Here is a 17905-nt window from a genome sequence, read left to right as displayed (position 1 = left end):
GAGTTCACCAGTGCAAAGGAGCACGACAATGAAGCAGCGACTGATAGGCGGTGTCGCGATCGCCGCGGCTGCCACCCTCACACTCGCGGCGTGCGGTGGCGGCGACGCCACGGAGACCGCCGGCAGCACGGAGGGCGCCAAGGACGGCGCGCTGTCCGTGGTGAACGTCGTCAACGGCCCGCTGGGCGACCAGGGGTTCTTCGACGACGCGGCACGCGGCATGGCCGAGATGGAGAAGGCCGGCAGCAAGATCCAGAACATCCAGAGCGACGCCGAGAACCCGGCGCAGTGGCGCTCGAACCTGGAGTCCGTCTCCGGCGGCGACTGGGACGTCGTGATCGTCGGCACCTCGCAGTTCATCGACATCCTCGACGAGACCGCCCCGAAGTACCCGAAGCAGAACTACCTGATCTACGACTCCGTCGTCGAGCAGCCCAACGTCGCGTCCATCGTCTACCGCCAGAACGAGGGCTCGTTCCTGGCTGGCGTGCTCGCCGCGCAGGCGACCATCAACAAGGACACGTTCCCGCTGGCCACCGGCAGCAAGAAGGTCGGGATCGTCGGCGGCATGGACATCCCCGTGATCAACGACTTCGTGGTCGGCTACAAGAAGGGCGTGGAGTCCGTCGACCCGTCGATCGAGGTCCTCGTCTCCTACGTCGGCGACTTCGTCGACTCGAACCGCGGGTTCGACCAGGCCACCGCCATGTACGAGCAGGGCGCGGACGTCGTCTTCCAGGTCGCGGGAGGCGCCGGCATCGGCGTGCTGCGCGCCGCCGAGGACAGCAACCGGTACGCGATCGGCGTCGACTCGAACCAGAACCCGCTGCACAAGGGGCACATCCTCGGCTCGATGCTCAAGAACATCGGCGTCTCGCTCAAGTCGGCCGTCGACGCGCACGCCGCGGGCACGCTCAAGTTCGGCGAGACCACCGAGTACGGCCTGCACAACAACGGCGTGAGCCTCACCTTCGAGGACAACGGCGACATCGTCCCGAAGGAGATCCAGGACGAGATCGCGACGTACTCGAAGAAGGTCGTCGACGGCGAGATCAAGGTCCCGACGGCGTACTGACGCCCCTCGCGCGTGGCCGCTGCCGGCTGTCCCCCCGGCGGGCAGCGGCCACCGCACACCCCCTTGAAGGCCACGACCGAAGAGAGACGTCCACTCATGGCCACACCCCTGCTGGAGCTCCGCCACATCACCAAGGCCTTCGGGCCCAAGGTGGCGAACGACGACATCTCCTTGTCCGTGCTCCCCGGGCGGATCCACGCCCTCGTCGGCGAGAACGGCGCCGGCAAGACGACCCTCATGACGATGATCGCCGGCACGGCCCAGCCCGATTCCGGCGCCATCCTCTTCGACGGCCGGGAGGTGCGGATCACCAGCCCCCAGAAGGCGTCAGCCCTGGGCATCGGCATGGTGCACCAGCACTTCAAGCTCGTGCCGTCCCTCACGGTCGCCGCCAACGTCTTCCTCGGCCGGGAGCTGCGCACCCAGCGGGGCACCCTCGACGCGAAGCGCATGGAGGCGGAGGTCTCCGCGCTCAGCGAGCGCTTCGGCCTCGAGATCGACCCCCAGGCGAAGGTCTCGACGCTCTCCGTCGGGCTGCGCCAGCGCGTCGAGGTCCTCAAGGCCCTCAGTCACGACACCCGGCTGCTGATCCTCGACGAGCCCACGGCCGTGCTCACCCCCGGCGAGTCCGACGAGCTGTTCGAGGTCATCCGGTCGCTCGCGGCCAAGGGGTGCGCCGTGCTGTTCATCTCGCACAAGCTCGGCGAGGTCCTCGAGATCGCCGACGCCATCACGGTGATCCGCGACGGCCGCTCCATCGACACGCGCCCCGCGGCGGGCCTCTCCCAGGCCGACATCGCGCAGATGATGGTCGGCCGCGAGGTGCTGCTGCGCATCGCCCACACCCCCGCGAAGCCCGGCGCCCCGGTGCTGGAGGTCGACGGCCTCACGGTCGTGGACGAGCGGGGCGTGACCGTCATCGACGACCTCGCGCTGCAGGTGCGCGCCGGGGAGATCGTCGGCATCGCCGGCGTGGAGGGCAACGGGCAGTCCGAGCTCGCCGCCGCGGTCGCCGGAATGCAGGGCGTCGACGCCGGCCGCATCACCCTGGCCGGTGCGGACGTCAGCGGGGCGAGCGTCGCCGCCCGGCGCGCCGCGGGCCTCGCGTACATCCCCGAGGACCGTCACGCGGTGGGCACCGGCCCGGGGATGTCGGTCACCGAGAACCTCATCCCCACCCACCTGACGGCGCCGGTGGCGAGGCGCGGCTGGATCAGCGGCAGCAGCGCCGAGGCGTTCGCCCGCCGGCTCATCGCCGGCTTCGACGTGCGCGGCGCCCAGCCGTCCACGACGATCAGCACGCTGTCCGGCGGGAACATCCAGAAGGTCGTCATCGCGCGCGAGTTCGAGAGCTCGCCCAAGGTCCTCATGGTCAGCCAGCCCACGCGCGGCGTCGACGTCGGCGCGATGGAGTTCGTGCACAACGCGATCGTGTCCCAGCGGGACCAGGGCGCCGGCGTGCTGCTGCTGTCCGCCGACCTCAACGAGGTCATGTCGCTGTCCGACCGGCTGCTCGTGATGTTCCGCGGGCAGATCGTCGCGGAGTTCACGCAGGAGAACATGAGCGAGGCCGCGGTCGGCCTGGCCATGGCGGGCATCCCGCCGCAGGCCGAGGACCTCGCCCGGGCCCAGGCGTCGCATGACGCCGTGGTCGCCGAGCGCGCCGCGGCAGCGGCAGCGGCAAGCGGCTCGGACGCGCCCGCCGCCCCGCGCGAGGCGACACCCGTCCCGCAGGAGCGGGAGGGCATCCCGCAACGCCTGGGCAGATCGTGCCTCGCCGCGCTGCGCGGCTCGGCGCAGCCCGTGATGGCCATCGCGCTGTCACTGGTCATCGGGGCGATCGTGATCCTCGCGCTCGGGGAGAACCCCCTCGCGGCGTACACCGAGCTGTTCTTCTCGAACTTCCGCGCCCCGTTCGGCATGGCGGCGCTGATCTCGCAGTTCATCCCGCTCGCCGTGCTCTCGGCGGCGGTGATCATCTCCTTCCGCGCCGGGTTCTTCAACATCGGCGGCGAGGGCCAGCTCTTCATCGGCGCGTTCTGCGGCGCGTGGGCGGGCTTCACCTTCACCGACCTGCCGGCGCCGCTGCTCACCGTGGTGATGATGCTGTGCGGCATGCTCGGGGCGATGATCTGGGGCGCGATCCCCGGGGCGCTGCTCGCGTTCTGGCGGGTGGACATCATCGTCACCACGCTCATGATGAGCACCATCGCGACCCTGCTCACCGCCTACCTGGTGACCGGCCCGTTCCGGGACCCCGGCGCCGGGCTCGCGGCGTCGCCGAAGATCCTCCCTGAGGCGCGGCTGCCCGTGTTCAGCGCGCCGTACGGGTTCGGCATGGACCTGGTGGTGGCCCTGCTCATCGTGATCGCCCTGGGCCTGGTGCTGACGCGCTCGGTGTGGGGCCTGCGGGTCCGCCAGCTCGGCGAGATGAACCGCTTCGCGGAGTACACCGGCGTCAACCCGAAGATGATGAGCATCCAGGTCATGGCGATCTCCGGCGCCGTCGCCGGGCTCGCCGGGACGCTGTTCGTGCTCGGCCCCAACGGCGGCCGGTTCCTGCAGACGTTCTCCCCCGGCTACGGGTTCCTCGGCATCACCGTGGCGCTGCTGGCCCGGCTGAACCCGTGGGCGGCGATCGTCGCGGCGGCGTTCTACGCCAACATGATGGCCGGCTCGAACGCGATGCAGCTCAACACCTCGGTGCCGTTCCCGCTGGTCAACGTCCTCCAGGGCCTGATCATCCTGTCCATCACCGCGGTGTTCCTGGTGGACCGCCGCACCCGCGACAAGCTCCTGGCGATGCTGCCCAGCCGCCGGCGCACGACGGCGGCCCCCGCTGCCGCCGCCGCGGGCGCCACGGCGGGACCCGCCGCCGACGCGCCCCTCGACCACGAGCCCGTCCTGGCCGCTGAGCGTCCTGGCGCAGCGGCCGCACCGCCACCTGGTGGCACACCCCGGACGCCGGACCGCGGCGCCGACGCCGAGAACCGAGGAGACCTCTGATGGGCGTCCTGGAGCAGATCTTCACCGCCAGCATGCTCTTCGTCATCCTGATGAAGGTGGCGCCGCTGCTGCTGGCCGCCATCGGCGGCGCGTTCACCCAGCAGGGCAACATCCTCAACATCGGGCTCGAGGGCATGATGCTGATCGGGGCGTTCACCTCGATCGCCGTCGGCTCGGCCACCGGCAGCGCCCTCGTCGGCGTGGGCGCCGCGGTGGCGGCCGCGCTGGTCCTGGCCCTGATCTACGCGTTCGCGACGCTGTGGCTCAAGGCCGACTTCATCGTGGTCGGCATCGGTGTGAACCTGCTGGCCGCGGGGCTGTCGGTGTTCTTGCTGCAGGTCTTCTACGGCAACCCGGGCGTCACGCCGCCCAGCGCGAGCATCCGGCTGCCGCGCATCTCGCTGGGCCCGCTCGCCGAGGTCCCGGTGATCGGCCCGGCCCTGCACAACCAGACGGCGCTCGTGTGGCTCGCGCTCCTGGCCGTGCCGGTGGCCTCGATCGTGCTGTACCGGACCCGCTACGGCGTGCACCTGCGCGCCGTGGGCGAGGACGAGGCCGCCGCCGAGGCCGCGGGCATCGGCGTCCGCAGGGTCAAGTTCCAGAGCATCCTGATCTCCGGGGTGCTGTGCGGGGTCGCCGGGGCGCAGCTGGCCATGGCCACTCTCGGCAGCTTCACCGCGAACATGACCTCGGGGCGCGGCTTCATCGCCGTCGCGGCGCTCACGTTCGGGCTGGCCAAGCCGGTGCGGACGATGGTCGCGGCGTTCATCTTCGGCGCCGCGGACGCGATCGCCGATCAGCTCGGCATCGCCGGGTTCAACTCGAACCTGGCGCTCATGACCCCCTACATCATCACGATCATCGCGCTGGTCCTGGTGGGCATCCGCTTCCACAAGATCCGCAGCAAGGCGCCGTCAGCGACGCCGGCCCCACAGACAGCCTGACCTCCCCCTCGGACCGCTCGACCCCGGCGACGGCACGGCGCACGCCGTCGCTGCGGGCAGGCGCGCCCTCATCCGGCAAGGAGCACCACCATGACCGAACGCATCATCCTCGACTGCGACCCGGGCCACGACGACGCCCTGGCGATGATCCTGGCCGCCGGCAACCCCGGCATCGAGCTGGTCGCCGTGACGACCTGCGCCGGGAACCAGACTCTCGAGAAGGTGACCCGCAACGCGCTGTCGGTGTGCGCGATCGCGGGGATCGACGTGCCCGTCGCCGCCGGGTGCCGGGGACCGCTGGTCCGCCCCCAGATGGTGGCGCCCGACATCCACGGCGAGTCGGGGCTCGACGGCCCCGTGCTGCCGGCGCCGGTGCGGGAGCTGGACCCCCGGCACGCCGTGGACCTCATCATCGACGAGGTGATGGCCGCCGAGCCCGGCACCCTCACGCTGGTCCCCACGGGCCCGCTCACCAACATCGCCCTGGCGATGAGCAAGGAGCCCCGCATCGTCGAGCGGGTCAAGCAGGTCGTCCTGATGGGCGGCGGCTACACCCGCGGCAACCGGACCCCGGCGGCGGAGTTCAACATCATCGCCGACCCCGAGGCCGCGCAGGCGGTGTTCGCGGGCGCGTGGAAGGTGGTCATGGTGGGGCTGGACCTCACCCACCAGGCGACCGCCGACGCGGACGTGGTGGCCCGGATCGCGGCCATCGACTCGCCGCTGTCCGAGTTCGTGGTGGAGATCCTGAAGTTCTTCGGGAAGACCTACCGCGAGCACCAGGGCTTCGACGCCCCGCCCGTGCACGACCTGTGCTGCGTGGCCTGGCTCGTGGACCCGGACGTGTTCACCACCCGCAGCGCCTTCGTCGCCGTGGAGCTCACGGGCACGTGGACCACGGGCATGACGGTGACCGACTTCGAGGACCTGCTGGGCCAGCCGCACAACACGGACGTCGCCGTCCGGCTCGACAAGCCGCTGCTGTGGGACATGACCGTCGAGGCGATCGCCGCGCTCTCCGCACGGAAGGCCGGCTGATATGGCCACCGAGATCATCTTCGACTGCGACACCGGCGTCGACGACGCCATGGCGATCATGTACGGCGCCGGGAACGGGGCGCGGTTCGTGGCGTGCACCGTCACGCACGGCAACGTGCCGGTGCACGTGGGCGCCCGCAACACGCTGACCATCCTCGACGCCGTGGGGCTCACCGACGTGCCGGTGCACCAGGGCGCCGCGCGGCCGATGGCCCAGCCGCTGCTGACCGCCGAGTTCGTGCACGGCCACGACGGGCTCGGCGACGCCGGGCACGCCCCGTCGCAGCGCAGCCTCGCGGGCACGCTGGCCGCCGCGGAGATCGTCCGGCTGGCCCGCAGCCGCCCCGGCGAGCTGACGCTCGTCGCGGTGGGACCGCTCACCAACATCGGGCTGGCGCTGCTGCTCGAGCCCGAGCTGCCGCGCCTGATCCGCCGGGTGGTGGTGATGGGCGGCGCGGCCGGCGTCCCCGGCAACGCCTCGGAGACCGGCGAGGCGAACATCTGGCACGACCCCGAGGCCGCGCAGCTCGTGCTGGACGCGCCCTGGGACCTGGTGCTGGTGGGCTTGGAGATCACCATGAGCACGGCCATGCCGGCCGAGGTCGTGGCGAGGCTCGAGGCCGTCGAGACGCCGCACGGCCGGATGCTGTGGCAGTCGATGCAGCACTACATCGACGTGTACGAGCCGCTGGTCGGCATGCGCACCTGCGTGCTGCACGACCCGCTGGCGATGGCCCTGGCGCTGGACCCGGACCTGGCCACCTACCGCCTGGCGCGGGCTGGCGTCGAGCTGCGCGGGGAGCGGACCCGCGGCCAGGTCGTCGCGGACCTGCGCGGCTTCGAGCCGGACCCCACCGACCCGCTCGAGCCCGGGGTGGTGCGCCTGGTCGACACGCTGGACGTCGAGGCCTTCCATGAGAAGTTCCTGCGCGCCCTCGGCGCGTGACCGCCCGATCGCGCGACCGCCTGACCGCCTGACCGCCTGACCGACCGTCTCAACGCCGAGACCGAGGAGTGACCATGGCCATCCCCGTCATCATCGACACCGACCCGGGCATCGACGACGCCCTGGCGCTCATGCTCGCCATCGCGAGCCCCGAGCTGGACCTGCGGGCCGTCACCACGGTGGGCGGCAACACCGGGCTGGCGCACACCACCGAGAACGCGTTGCGCCTCCTGCACCTGCTCGGCCGGGACGACGTGCCGGTGGCGGCGGGCGCCGATGTGCCGCTCGTGCGCCGGGACTCCGCTCCCGACCCGAGCACCCATGGCGAGGACGGGTTCGGGGGCGTGCGGCTCGACCCGGCGCCGCGCGGAGCGGACCCCCGATCGGCCGTGCAGGTCATGGTCGACGTGATCGAGGGCTCGGCGGAGCCGGTGACGCTCATCGCGCTGGGCCCGCTGACGAACGTCGCGGTGCTCGTCGCCGCGTTCCCGGACGTCGCCGCGAGGCTCGAGCGCATCGTGCTGATGGGCGGCGGGGCCCGGGTGATCGGCAACATGACCCCGGCCGCGGAGTTCAACATCTGGTACGACCCCGAGGCCGCGGCCCGGGTCTTCGCCGCGGGCGTCCCCGTGACGATGGTCGGCCTGGACGTGACCCACCAGGCGCTCACCGCGCCCGAGGACTGGGACGGCCTGCGTGGCGGCGGGCCGGTGGCCGAGGCCGTGCTCGCGATGGTCGAGTTCTACACCGCGTACTACCTGGCCGTGGCGGGCACCGCGTCCACCGCCCAGCACGACTCGCTGGCCGTGGCGGCCGTCCTCCAGCCGGGCCTGGTGACCACCCGGAGCCTCCACGTCGACGTGGAGTGCGCCGGCGCCCTGACCCGCGGCATGACGGTGGTGGACGTCGACGACGTCGCCAAGGCCGCGCCCAACGCCGATGTCGCCCTCGCGGTGGACGCCGACGCCTTCAACCGGCTGCTGGTCTCGCGCGTCACGGCGCTCGACGCCCGGCTGCGCTGACGCCGGGACCGGACGACCAGGAACAGGAGAGCACCCCATGGCACTGAAGATGATCCTCGACTGCGACACCGGGGTCGACGACACCCTCGCGATCCTCTACGCGGCGCTGCACCCCGACATCGACCTCATCGGCCTGGGATCGGTGTGGGGCAACGTCGATGTGGCGACCGCGACGCGCAACTGCCTGCACACCGTGCACATGGCGGGCCGCCCCGACGTCCCCGTGGCCGCGGGCGCGGCGGGGCCCATCGCGGGCGGCGAGGCCGTGTTCGCGTACCACGTGCACGGCGACGACGGGCAGGGGAACGCCGGCTCGGGGCGGCAGGTGAGGGCCGTGGTCCCGGGCAGCGCCGCCGAGCAGATCATCCGCCTGGTGACGGCCCACCCGGGCGAGGTGGAGATCGTCGCGGTGGGCCCGCTCACCAACCTGGCGATCGCGCTGGGCCTGTGCCCGGACCTGCCGAGCCTGGTGCGGGGCGTCACGATCATGGGCGGCGCCGCCGACGCCCCCGGCAACGTCACCGAGGTGGCCGAGGCGAACATCTGGTGCGACCCCGAGGCCGCGGCCGCGGTGTTCAACGCCCCGTGGCGCCTGACCATGGTCGGCCTGGACGTGACCATGCGCACCACGCTCGACGACGCCCACCGCGCCCGGCTCGACGCCGGCGGCTCCATCGGCCAGTACGTCTCGCGGATCCTCGACTTCTACTTCGACTTCTTCGCGGCGGCCGCGTTCGGCGAGCGCCGCAGCTGCATGCACGACGCCCTGGCCGTGGCCGTCGCCGCGGGCACGCTCGTCCCGGACCTCGCCCCCACCGTCAACGCGTACGTCGTCACCGGTGACGGCCCCACCCGCGGCCAGACGGTGTGCGACACCCGGGGCAAGTACATGGGCTTCCCCGCCCAGGAGGGCGCGCACTGCCGGGTGGTCCTCCAGACCGACCCCCGGTTCGGCGACCAGGTCGTGGACCTCATCGCCTCCGCCGGCGACTCCGCCATCCCGCTCGACAAGGAGACCTCCCAGTGATCGATCTGACAGACCAGGTGGCGCTCGTCACCGGAGCCGCCCGCGGCATCGGACGAGCCGTCGCTGTGAGCCTCGCCGAGGCGGGGGCGGCCGTGGTGGTGACCGACCTCGGGCGGCCCGTCGAGGGCCTCACGTACACCCTCGCGTCGAACGACGACCTGGCCGAGACTGTCCGCCTGATCCGTGACGCCGGCGGCAGGGCGGAGAGCGCCTACGCCGACGTCCGCGACCACACGGCGCTCGAGGCGGCTGTCCGCACGGCGACCGACTCCTACGGGCGCCTCGACCTCGTGGTCGCCAACGCCGGCATCGCCAGCTGGCCCGAGCTCACCTGGAAGGCCACCCCGGATCAGTGGCAGACGATGATCGACGTCGTCCTCACCGGCACGTGGAACACCGCGCGAGCGGCCATCCCCGCCATCATCGCCGGCGGGCGGGGCGGGTCGATCGTCTTCGTCGGCTCCACCGCGGCCGTCAAGCCGCTGCCCACCATCGGCCACTACGCCGCGGCGAAGTACGGGACGGTGGGCCTGCTGAAGAGCCTCGCGCTCGAGCTGGCGGGCGACAGCATCCGGGTCAACGCCGTCCACCCCGGTGGCACCGGCACCGACATGACCCAGAACCCGGCGGCCGAGCACTGGCAGGCCACGGCCACAGGAGTCGGCGGGGCCCTCGAGCTGCCGCTGCCCATCCACCGCATGGAGGCCGTCGACGTGGCCCACGCCGTCCGGTGGCTGTGCTCCTCCGAGGCCAGGTACATGACCGGCGCCGAACTGGTGCTGGACGCCGGCGCGACGCTGCGTTGAGCGACGTGGACAGCGTGCGGCCGGCCCCTCGCACCGGACCCCGGCGCGACGGGCTGACCCTCGCTGTCTTCGTGCTCGTCCTGGTCAGCGCGCTGCTGCAGGGCAGCCTCGGCGGACTGCTGCCGTTCCTGCAGGCCGACATCCCCATGTCCCACACCGTGGGGAGCCTGCACATCACGGCGCTGGCGGTCGGCGGCCTGCTGGCGGCGACGGTCGCCGAGCGGGTCCGCCGGCGGCACGGGCGGATGCCCATCCTGATCGGCTCGGCGGCCCTCGGCGCGATCGGGGCCGGGGTCATCGCCACGGCGCAGTCGCCGGCCATGAGCATCGGCGCGCTGGTGCTGGTCGGGTACGCGATGAGCTCGACCCTCATCGCGGGCCAAGCGCTGCTGGTCGCGCTGCACGGGCGCCACGGCGCGCAGATGATCGGCGAGCTCAACGTCGCCTACAGCGTCGGGGCCGTGGCCGCCGCCGCCGCCCTCCCGGTGGTGGCGGCCACGGCCCTCGGCTGGCGCGGGTTCCCCGCGGCGCAGGCGGCGCTGCTGATCGTCCTGGTGCTGCCCCTGCTGCTGCGCGGTCGATCGTCGGTGGACGCGGACTCCACCGGCCCGACGGCGGGCCGGGCGAGGGTCGCCTTGCGCCGGCCGCGGGCCGCCTACGCGGCCATGTGCCTGAGCGTGGCCGTCGAGTGGTCGTTCATCTTCTGGACCGCCACGCACCTGGTGGACGTCGGCGGGTTCTCCGCGCCCACCGCCGCGGGGGCGGCGTCCGTGATGTGGGCCGCCATCGTGGCCGGCCGCGTGGCCGGCAGCCGGCTCGTCGGGCGGCTCGGCGCGCCACGGGTGCTCGTGGCGTCGCTGCTGGTGGGCATCGTCGCCGTCGCACTGCTCTCCGTCGCGAGCACTCCCGTCCTCGCGGTGCTCGCCGCCGGCCTGGGCGGGCTCGCCGCCGCCAACCTCTACCCCGCGTCGATCGCGCTCGTCGTCAGCGGCTTCCCGCAGCGGCCGGACGCGGCCGTGGCGCGGGCGTCCCTGCTCACCTCGGCGACCTCCATCGCCTTCCCGTTGCTGCTCGGCGCCGTCGCCGACGCGGCGGGCCTCCAGCTCGCGTTCATGGCCGTCCCCGTGACGGCCCTGCTCGCGCTCGGCGCCATCCGGATCGCCGGACCGGCGCCCACCGCGAAACCCGATGTCGCGGCTTCCGACCAGTCAGACAAGAGCTACCAAGGAGCCACTTCATGAGCACCACCCCTGTCGTCCTGTCCGAAGCCGTCGCCGACGCCCTCGCCGAGGGCCGCCCTGTCGTCGCCCTCGAGTCGACGATCATCAGCCACGGCTTCCCGCGCCCCCGCAACCTGGAGGCCGCCCGCCACTTCGAGCAGCTGCTCGTCGACGACGGCGTGACTCCCGCCACCATCGCCGTGATCGACGGCGTGCTGCGGGTGGGGCTCGAGGACGAGCACATCGTGCGCATCGCCGAGGACACGTCGGTCATCAAGGTGTCGAGCCGCGACCTCGGCATCGCCATGGTCACCAAGACCACCGGCGCGACGACCGTCGCCGCGACCGCGCTGCTCGCGCACGCCGCGGGCATCCGGGTCTTCTCGACAGGCGGGCTGGGCGGCGTCCACCGCGGCGCCCAGGAGTCCTTCGACGAGTCCGCGGACCTCACGATGCTCTCGCGCCTGCCCATCACCGTGGTCTCCGCCGGGGCCAAGTCGATCCTCGACATCCCCGCCACGCTCGAGCGCCTCGAGTCCCTCGGCGTGACCGTCGTCGGGTACCGCACCAAGCGCTACCCCGGCTTCTACCTGACCGACTCGGGCCACGACATCGACTGGCGCGTCGAATCCCCCGAGGAGGTCGCGGGCATCATGGCGGCGCACGACTCCCTGGGCTCGACGCACGCGGTGCTCGTCGCGAACCCGCTGCCGGTGAGCCAGCAGCTCGACCCCGAGCTGCACGACACCGTGCTCGCCGCCGCGTTCGAGGCCGCCGACGCGCAGGGCGTGGCCGGCAAGGAGGTCACGCCGTTCCTGCTCGCGTACCTGGTGCAGCACACCGACGGGAAGAGCCTGGACGTCAACATCGACATCGCGAGCAACAACATCACCCTCGGTGGCCAGATCGCGACCGCGTGGGCCGGTCGTGGCGCCGCGCAGCGCTGACGTCGGCCCGACGGGCGGACCGGGAGGGGTCCTCGTCGTCGGGGACGTCATCAACGACATCCTGGTCCGCCCGCTCGCCGGGGTGACGGCCGACTCCGACACGCGTGCGGAGATCGTCCGGAGCCCTGGCGGGTCAGCCGCCAACCAGGCGTGCTGGCTCGGGCGCCTGGGGAACCAGGTCACGTTCGTGGGGCGGGTGGGGGCCTTCGACCACGCGTTCCACACGGACTTCCTCGCGGGGTTCGGCGTGCACGCCCGGCTCACGGTGGACCCGTCCGCCGAGACGGGCACCATCGTGGTCATGGTCGACCCCGAGGGGCGGCGCACGATGCTCGTGGACCGCGCGGCGAACCTCAACCTCACCGCGGACGACGTGCCCGCCGAGCTGATCGGCGCCGCCTCGATGCTGCACCTCACCGGGTACTCGTACTTCGAGCTCGGTGTCCGCGGCGCCGCGATGACCCTCACGGACCGTGCCCGTGCCCTCGGCACCCCGGTGTCGGTGGACCCCAGCTCGGTGGCGTTCCTGCGGGAGGTGGGGCCGGACCAGTTCCTGCGGTGGACCGCGGGCGCACAGCTCTGCTTCCCGAACCGGGACGAGGCGGAGGCCCTCACCGGGACGTCCGACCCGATGCTGGGCGCGGCCCGGCTGACCGAGCACTACGGGACGGCGGTGGTCACCCTCGACGGCGACGGGTGCGTCGTGGCGAGCGCCGGGTCCGACCCGGTGCACGTCCCGGCGGACCGGGTCCCCGCGGTGGACACCACCGGCGCCGGCGACGCGTTCTGCGCCGGGTTCCTGGACCACTGGTCCCGCGAGCAGGAGCCAGTGGCAGCGGCCCGGGCCGGCGCGCGGGTGGCCCGGGAGGCCGTCGCCAAGATGGGCGCCCGGCCGTCGGCAACCGACCCAGGCGCCTGATCCAGAGCCCGGGCCCCGGGTCGTGAGTGCCGGGCCGCCGCCTGTCGCGCAGGTGGCGGCCCGGCCCCGCTCAGCCCGCGCGCACCGTGAGGGTGCTGGCGCCGTCGGGCAGGCGGCGCACCTCGATCCGCTCGGCGATGGACGCCTTGAGCGCCTCCACGTGGGAGACGACCCCGACCACCCGGCCACCGGCCCGCAACCGGCCCAGCTCCGCCAGCACCGCGTCGAGGGTGTGCGGGTCCAGCGAGCCGAAGCCCTCGTCGACGAACAGCGTCCCCAGGTCGATGCCGCCCGCCTCGGCGGTGACCACGTCGGCCATGCCCAGGGCCAGGCAGAGCGACACGTAGAACGTTTCGCCGCCGGACAGGGTGCGCGGATCGCGGGCCGTCTCGGTGCGGTGGTCGATCACGCGCATCGACAGGCCGGTGCGCCGCGTGCGCACGTCCTCCCGCTCCTCGCTGCGCACCAGCTCGAACCGGCCGTCCGACATCACCGCGAGGCGGTCGTTCGCGGCGGCGACCACGTCCTCGAACCGGCGGACCAGCACGAACGTCGCGAGCGTCAGGGCGCGCGCGTTGTCTGCGCCCGAGGCGGCCGCGAGGCCGGCCACCCGGGTCACCGGCGCCGCCTCGGCCAGCGCGGCCTCGAGCGCCGCCGACGCGCCGGCGACCTGCTCGAGCGAGGCCTGGGCCACCGCGGCCCGCTCCGCCGCGAGGGCGGCCGCCCCGGCCAGGCGGCTCGCCTCCGCCGCCCGGGCCGTGTGCTCGGCGCGGGCCGCGGCGACCCGGGCCTCGAGCTCGGCCGCGTCGGGCCCGTCCTCGGGCAGGGGGGCCAGGGCCGGGTCCGCGAGCCCTGCGCGCACCCGCTCGACAGCCGCCTCATGACGTCGCACCGTCGACTCGAGCTCGGTGAGCGCCGTCGGGGCGAGCAGCGAGGCGCGCGCGTCCTCCGCGTCAAGGAACCCGTTCTCCGCGAGGCACTCCTCGAGCTCGGTGGTGCGCACGATCCGGTCCCGTGTGGCGCGGTCGACCTCCGCGAGGGCGTCCAGCACCGCCGTCGACGAGGCGATCCGCGCCCGCAGCCCGTCGTGCCGGGCCTGCACGGTGTGATGGTCGCCGCGCGCCTCCTCGACCTCCCGCTCGTCGCGCGCCAGGGACTCCTCGAGCGCGACGAGCCGGGCCTGCTCGGAGGCGCACAGCCGCTCGAGCTCTCCGCGGCGGCCCTGCGCGATCTGGGTCTCCTCGTCGTGGGCCGCGAGCGCCGCCTGCGCCGCATCCCGGTCCCTCTCCCCCGACTCGGCGATGCTCACCAGCATCCGCGCCTCGGCGAGCCGCCCCTTGGCCTGCTCGAGCGTCAGGCCCTCAGCGGCCTCCTGCGCAGCGGCGAGCCGCTCGGTCAGCGCGGCCACCTCGGCGGCCTGCTCGGCGAGGGACTCCTCGGCGCGGGCACGATCCTCGGAGGCGCGGTCGACGTCCTCGGGGCTCACGCCGCCCGCGTCCGCCGGCGCCTTGGCCGGGTGCTCGCGGGCGCCGCACACGGGGCACGGGTCGCCCGGCGCGAGGCCCCCCGCGAGCTCTCCGGCGATCCCGGCGATCCGCGCGTCACGGGCCTGCGCCTCGCGTTCCACGGCGCGGTGGGCTGCGACGGCGGCGGCGTCCCGGGCCCGGGTCGCGGCCGCGAGCTCCTCGGCTGTGCGCTCGGCCGCGCCCGCGGCGGCCAGCAGGGCGTCGGCGGCCTTCTCCTCAGCGCGGCGGCCGCTGAGCTCGCTCATCAGCTCGGTGGCGGTGGCCAGGGCGGACACGATCTCCGCGCGCTCCGCGGGGCGGGTGGTGAGCTCGACGGCCAGCCGGTCGGCCTCGCTGCGGGCGGTGAGCACCGAGGCGCGCAGGTCCCGCACCGCACGGCGGCGATCGGGCAGCTCGCCCTCGAGGGTCACCAGGCGGCTCAGGGTCGCCGAGGTGCGCTCGTCACGGCGTCGCGCCTCGCTGAGGGAGGCGGTGAGCTGCGCGACCAGGTGGGTGGGGTCGACGGCCTCGTCCCCGGGCAGCTCCTGCACCTGGCGCCCGAGCAGGCCGAACGCCCGCGGCGTCGGGGGCAGCAGCCCAGCGGGCGCCTCGGCCACGGCGGCGCGCACAGCGGCCTCGGCCGTGGCCTGCGCGTGCACGGCGGTGTCCAGGCCGGTCATGAGCGAGCGCACCGCGAGGGCCCGACGGCCCCGGTCGCGGCGCAGCACGTCCTTCGCGTGCGCGCCGGACCGGGCCTCGAGCTCGTCCCACTCCGTGCGCAGCCGCTCGCGGCGGGCGAGAGCCGTGGCTGTCGCGGTCAGGGCGTCGAGCGCTGTGCGGGCCTCGGCGGCGGCGTGCTCCCCCGAGGCCTGCGCGGCGCCGCTGTGTGCCGCGTGCTCGGTGAGCCGCTCGACGTGGGCCTGGGCCAGCTCGACGGCGTGACGCGGCTCCTCGGCGGCAGCCGACTCGAGCTCGGCCGCCGCGGCGTCGTCGAGGGCCGCGGCGCCGGCGAAGTGCGCGACGGCGCTGCGCAGCACGCCGCGGGCGTCGGCGACGGTGCGCTGGGCCTCCCGCCGCATCTCCTCGAGTCGCTGCTGCACGCGCTCGTACACCTCGGTGCCGAAGATCTTCTGCAGCAGGCCTCGCCGATGCTCGGGGTCGGCGCGCAGGAAGCTCGCGAACTCGCCCTGCGGCAGCACGATGGTCTGGACGAACTGCGCCCGGTCCAGGCCGATGATGCGCTGCAGCTCGGCCCCGGCCTCGTCGAGGCGCGTCGAGAGGATCTCGCCCTCGGTGGCGTCCGCGTCGTCGACCGCCTCGACCGGCAGCCGCCACAACCTCACCGTCGACTGCTGCCGCGCGGTGCCCGTCCCCCGCTTCTTGGGCCTGTCGTACGCCGGGGTGCGGCGCACCCGGAACACGCCCGCCCCGGTCTCGAAGACCAGGTCGACCACGCTCTCGACGTCCTCGGACGCGAAGGCGGATCGCAGCCGCTCCTCGCTCGCGGCGGGCGAGGCGACCTTGCCGTACAGCGCGAAGACGACGGCGTCGATGATCGTGGACTTCCCCGCGCCGGTGGGGCCCTCCAGCAAGAACAGCCCGGAGGCACCCACGGCGGTGAAGTCGATGGTGAAACGGTCTGCGAACGGCCCTATGGCCTGCAACTCGAGCGTGCGCAGGTACATCAGGCGCTCCGCTCGGCAGCGGTGACCTGCTCGTACGCGCGCTGCAGAACCGCGGCCTCGGCCGCCGTCGGCGCGGACCCGCTGACATGCTCGACGAACTCGGCCGCGACCTCCAGGACGTCGTGCGCCGACGTGACGGCGCCTGCCCGCACGGTCGCGCCCACCCGCTCGGGTGGCCGGTGCTGGATCACCAGGGCGTGCGGGAACCGCTCCTTGACCCGGTGGTACAGGTCCTCGGGACGGTGCGCGTCGGTCACGGTGACCCGCAGCCAGTCGTCGGCGTGCCCCTCGCCGGCCGCCCCGAGCAGATCCTCGAGCGGGCCCGTGAGCTCGGCGAGCCGACGAGGCACTGGGGCGGGGATCAGCCGCACCCCGGGCCCGGGGCCATTCGCCGCGTCCGGGCTGGCGAGGGCGTCGGGATCGGTGTGGACCCCGGTCAGCGCGTCCATGTCGAGAAGCACCGTGGACTTCATCTGCCGCAGCTCGGAGAACGAGTACGCCAGCGGGGAGCCGGAGTACCGCAGCAGCGGCCCCTCGGGGGTGTCGGCGCCCACTCGCTGGGCGCCGTGCAGGTGCCCGAGCGCGACGTAGTCGACGCCGTCGAAGACCCCGGACGGCGCCACGTCGACGCCGCCCACCCGGATGTCCCGCTCGGAGTCACTCGGCAGCCCGCCGACCACGAAGGCGTGCGCGACGACCACGGAGCGCGGCCGCTGCGCGCCGGTGTGCGCGGCGTCGGCGACCCTGCGGGCGAGGTCCGCCCGCACACGGGCCATGGCCGCGCCCATCACGGCCTCGTGGGAGCGGGCCAGCGGCTCGGCGCCCTCGTCGGCCAGGTCGCGGCGCACCACGTCCGGGTCCAGGTAGGGCAGCGCGTAGACCAGCACATCGCCCTGCTCCGCGGGGAGCACCACCGGCTCCGCGAGGCCCGAGACGCGGCTGCGCACCCGCACCCGCTCCTGCATGAGCGAGGCGCCGAATCCGAGTCGCGCCGCGGAGTCGTGGTTGCCGGGGGTCAGCACCACGGTGGTGTGCTCGGCCAGCCGCGCCAGGGTCTCCGACAGGAGCGTCACCGCTTCGACCGGCGGCACCGCGCGGTCGTACACGTCACCGGCGACGAGCACCGCGTCGACCTGCTCGTCGCGGGCGAGCTCGACGAGGTGGTCGAGGTGGGCGGCCTGGTGCTCGAGCAGGTCTACCCCGTGCAAGGTGCGGCCCAGATGCCAGTCAGAGGTGTGCAGGAGCCGCATGTCGCGAACCTAGCCGAGAGATCTGACGAGTGCGGAGCCAGGTCGTCTCGGCAGGGTCCGCGGCCTGGGGTCAGGCGGTGACCGGCTCGTCCTCCAGGTCGAGCTCTCCGCCCATGCCGATCATGTCCAGCAAGCCCACGACGGTGCGGTTCGGGTCCCGCAACGTGACGCGCCGGCCCTGCTCAGCCGCCGCGAGGTGGAGCTGCAGGATGAAGGCCAGCCCCGTCGAGTCGATGAACGTCACCTCGGTGGCGTCGACCACGACCCGGGCCGTGGACGTCAACGCGTGGGCCATCGTCTGGCTCGCCTGCTCGCGCAGAGCGGCGTCGACCTCGCCCCACATGCGGACGGTCACGACGCCTTCAGCGTCGTCGACCTCGATCCCGCCAGCGGCGTCGGTCTTCTCGATCAGATGCATCTCTCCCCAGCCTGTTCTCGCCCGCCTCCGGAGTGCCGGAGGTCTGTGGGCCCGCACGGACCGGTACCCGACACTACCGAGCGGCTCAGACGTCCGC

Annotated in this window: 14 protein-coding genes; 11 read left to right on the top strand and 3 right to left on the bottom strand. The window is 73.5% G+C overall.

Annotated elements, in window-relative coordinates; genetic code table 11:
- Positions 1-28 precede the first annotated feature (28 nt).
- The 11 genes from NP064_RS00490 (at position 29) to NP064_RS00440 (ending at position 12950) form a co-directional block, all read left to right on the top strand.
- Entirely contained in the window at positions 29-1075 is a 1047-nt protein-coding gene (locus NP064_RS00490; protein ID WP_227568459.1) for a BMP family lipoprotein, read from the top strand.
- 96 nt (positions 1076-1171) lie between these two features.
- Positions 1172-4081, top strand: a complete 2910-nt coding sequence (locus NP064_RS00485; RefSeq protein WP_227568460.1) for an ATP-binding cassette domain-containing protein — start codon at positions 1172-1174, stop codon at positions 4079-4081.
- Positions 4081-5025 (top strand): ABC transporter permease, encoded by a 945-nt coding sequence (locus tag NP064_RS00480; protein ID WP_227568461.1) that lies wholly within the window; start codon positions 4081-4083, stop codon positions 5023-5025. The genes NP064_RS00485 and NP064_RS00480 overlap by 1 nt, the downstream gene beginning before the upstream one ends.
- Before the next feature lie 90 nt (positions 5026-5115).
- Entirely contained in the window at positions 5116-6063 is a 948-nt protein-coding gene (locus NP064_RS00475) for a nucleoside hydrolase (protein WP_227568462.1), read from the top strand.
- 1 nt (position 6064) lies between these two features.
- Positions 6065-7009, top strand: coding sequence for a nucleoside hydrolase (locus NP064_RS00470; protein ID WP_227568463.1), 945 nt, complete (start codon positions 6065-6067; stop codon positions 7007-7009).
- 74 nt (positions 7010-7083) lie between these two features.
- Positions 7084-8031, top strand: coding sequence for a nucleoside hydrolase (locus NP064_RS00465; protein ID WP_227568464.1), 948 nt, complete (start codon positions 7084-7086; stop codon positions 8029-8031).
- A gap of 37 nt (positions 8032-8068) precedes the next feature.
- Positions 8069-9058 (top strand): nucleoside hydrolase, encoded by a 990-nt coding sequence (locus tag NP064_RS00460; protein ID WP_227568465.1) that lies wholly within the window; start codon positions 8069-8071, stop codon positions 9056-9058.
- Positions 9055-9864 (top strand): mycofactocin-coupled SDR family oxidoreductase, encoded by an 810-nt coding sequence (locus NP064_RS00455; RefSeq protein ID WP_227568466.1) that lies wholly within the window; start codon positions 9055-9057, stop codon positions 9862-9864. The genes NP064_RS00460 and NP064_RS00455 overlap by 4 nt, the downstream gene beginning before the upstream one ends.
- Before the next feature lie 14 nt (positions 9865-9878).
- A complete protein-coding gene (locus NP064_RS00450) occupies positions 9879-11105 on the top strand; it encodes an MFS transporter (RefSeq protein ID WP_256813726.1) in 1227 nt (408 codons plus the stop codon).
- Positions 11102-12031 (top strand): pseudouridine-5'-phosphate glycosidase, encoded by a 930-nt coding sequence (locus tag NP064_RS00445; protein ID WP_227568468.1) that lies wholly within the window; start codon positions 11102-11104, stop codon positions 12029-12031. The genes NP064_RS00450 and NP064_RS00445 overlap by 4 nt, the downstream gene beginning before the upstream one ends.
- Positions 12012-12950, top strand: coding sequence for a carbohydrate kinase family protein (locus tag NP064_RS00440; RefSeq protein ID WP_256813725.1), 939 nt, complete (start codon positions 12012-12014; stop codon positions 12948-12950). The genes NP064_RS00445 and NP064_RS00440 overlap by 20 nt, the downstream gene beginning before the upstream one ends.
- A gap of 70 nt (positions 12951-13020) precedes the next feature.
- Here NP064_RS00440 and NP064_RS00435 read toward each other — a convergent pair whose 3' ends face one another.
- From NP064_RS00435 to NP064_RS00425, 3 genes are all read right to left on the bottom strand, one after another.
- Positions 13021-16140 carry an AAA family ATPase gene (locus NP064_RS00435; protein ID WP_227568470.1) on the bottom strand — a complete coding sequence of 1040 codons (3120 nt, stop codon included), beginning with the start codon at positions 16138-16140 and terminating at the stop codon, positions 13021-13023.
- Positions 16140-17390, bottom strand: a complete 1251-nt coding sequence (locus NP064_RS00430) for an exonuclease SbcCD subunit D (RefSeq protein ID WP_227568471.1) — start codon at positions 17388-17390, stop codon at positions 16140-16142. The genes NP064_RS00435 and NP064_RS00430 overlap by 1 nt, the downstream gene beginning before the upstream one ends.
- Positions 17391-17460: 70 nt before the next feature.
- Positions 17461-17808, bottom strand: a complete 348-nt coding sequence (locus NP064_RS00425) for an STAS domain-containing protein (protein WP_227568472.1) — start codon at positions 17806-17808, stop codon at positions 17461-17463.
- Positions 17809-17905: the final 97 nt, after the last annotated feature.

It is taken from the genome of Cellulomonas chengniuliangii, from assembly GCF_024508335.1.
Classification (GTDB): domain Bacteria; phylum Actinomycetota; class Actinomycetes; order Actinomycetales; family Cellulomonadaceae; genus Cellulomonas_A; species Cellulomonas_A chengniuliangii.
This window is presented reverse-complemented; position numbering and strand designations above follow the sequence as displayed.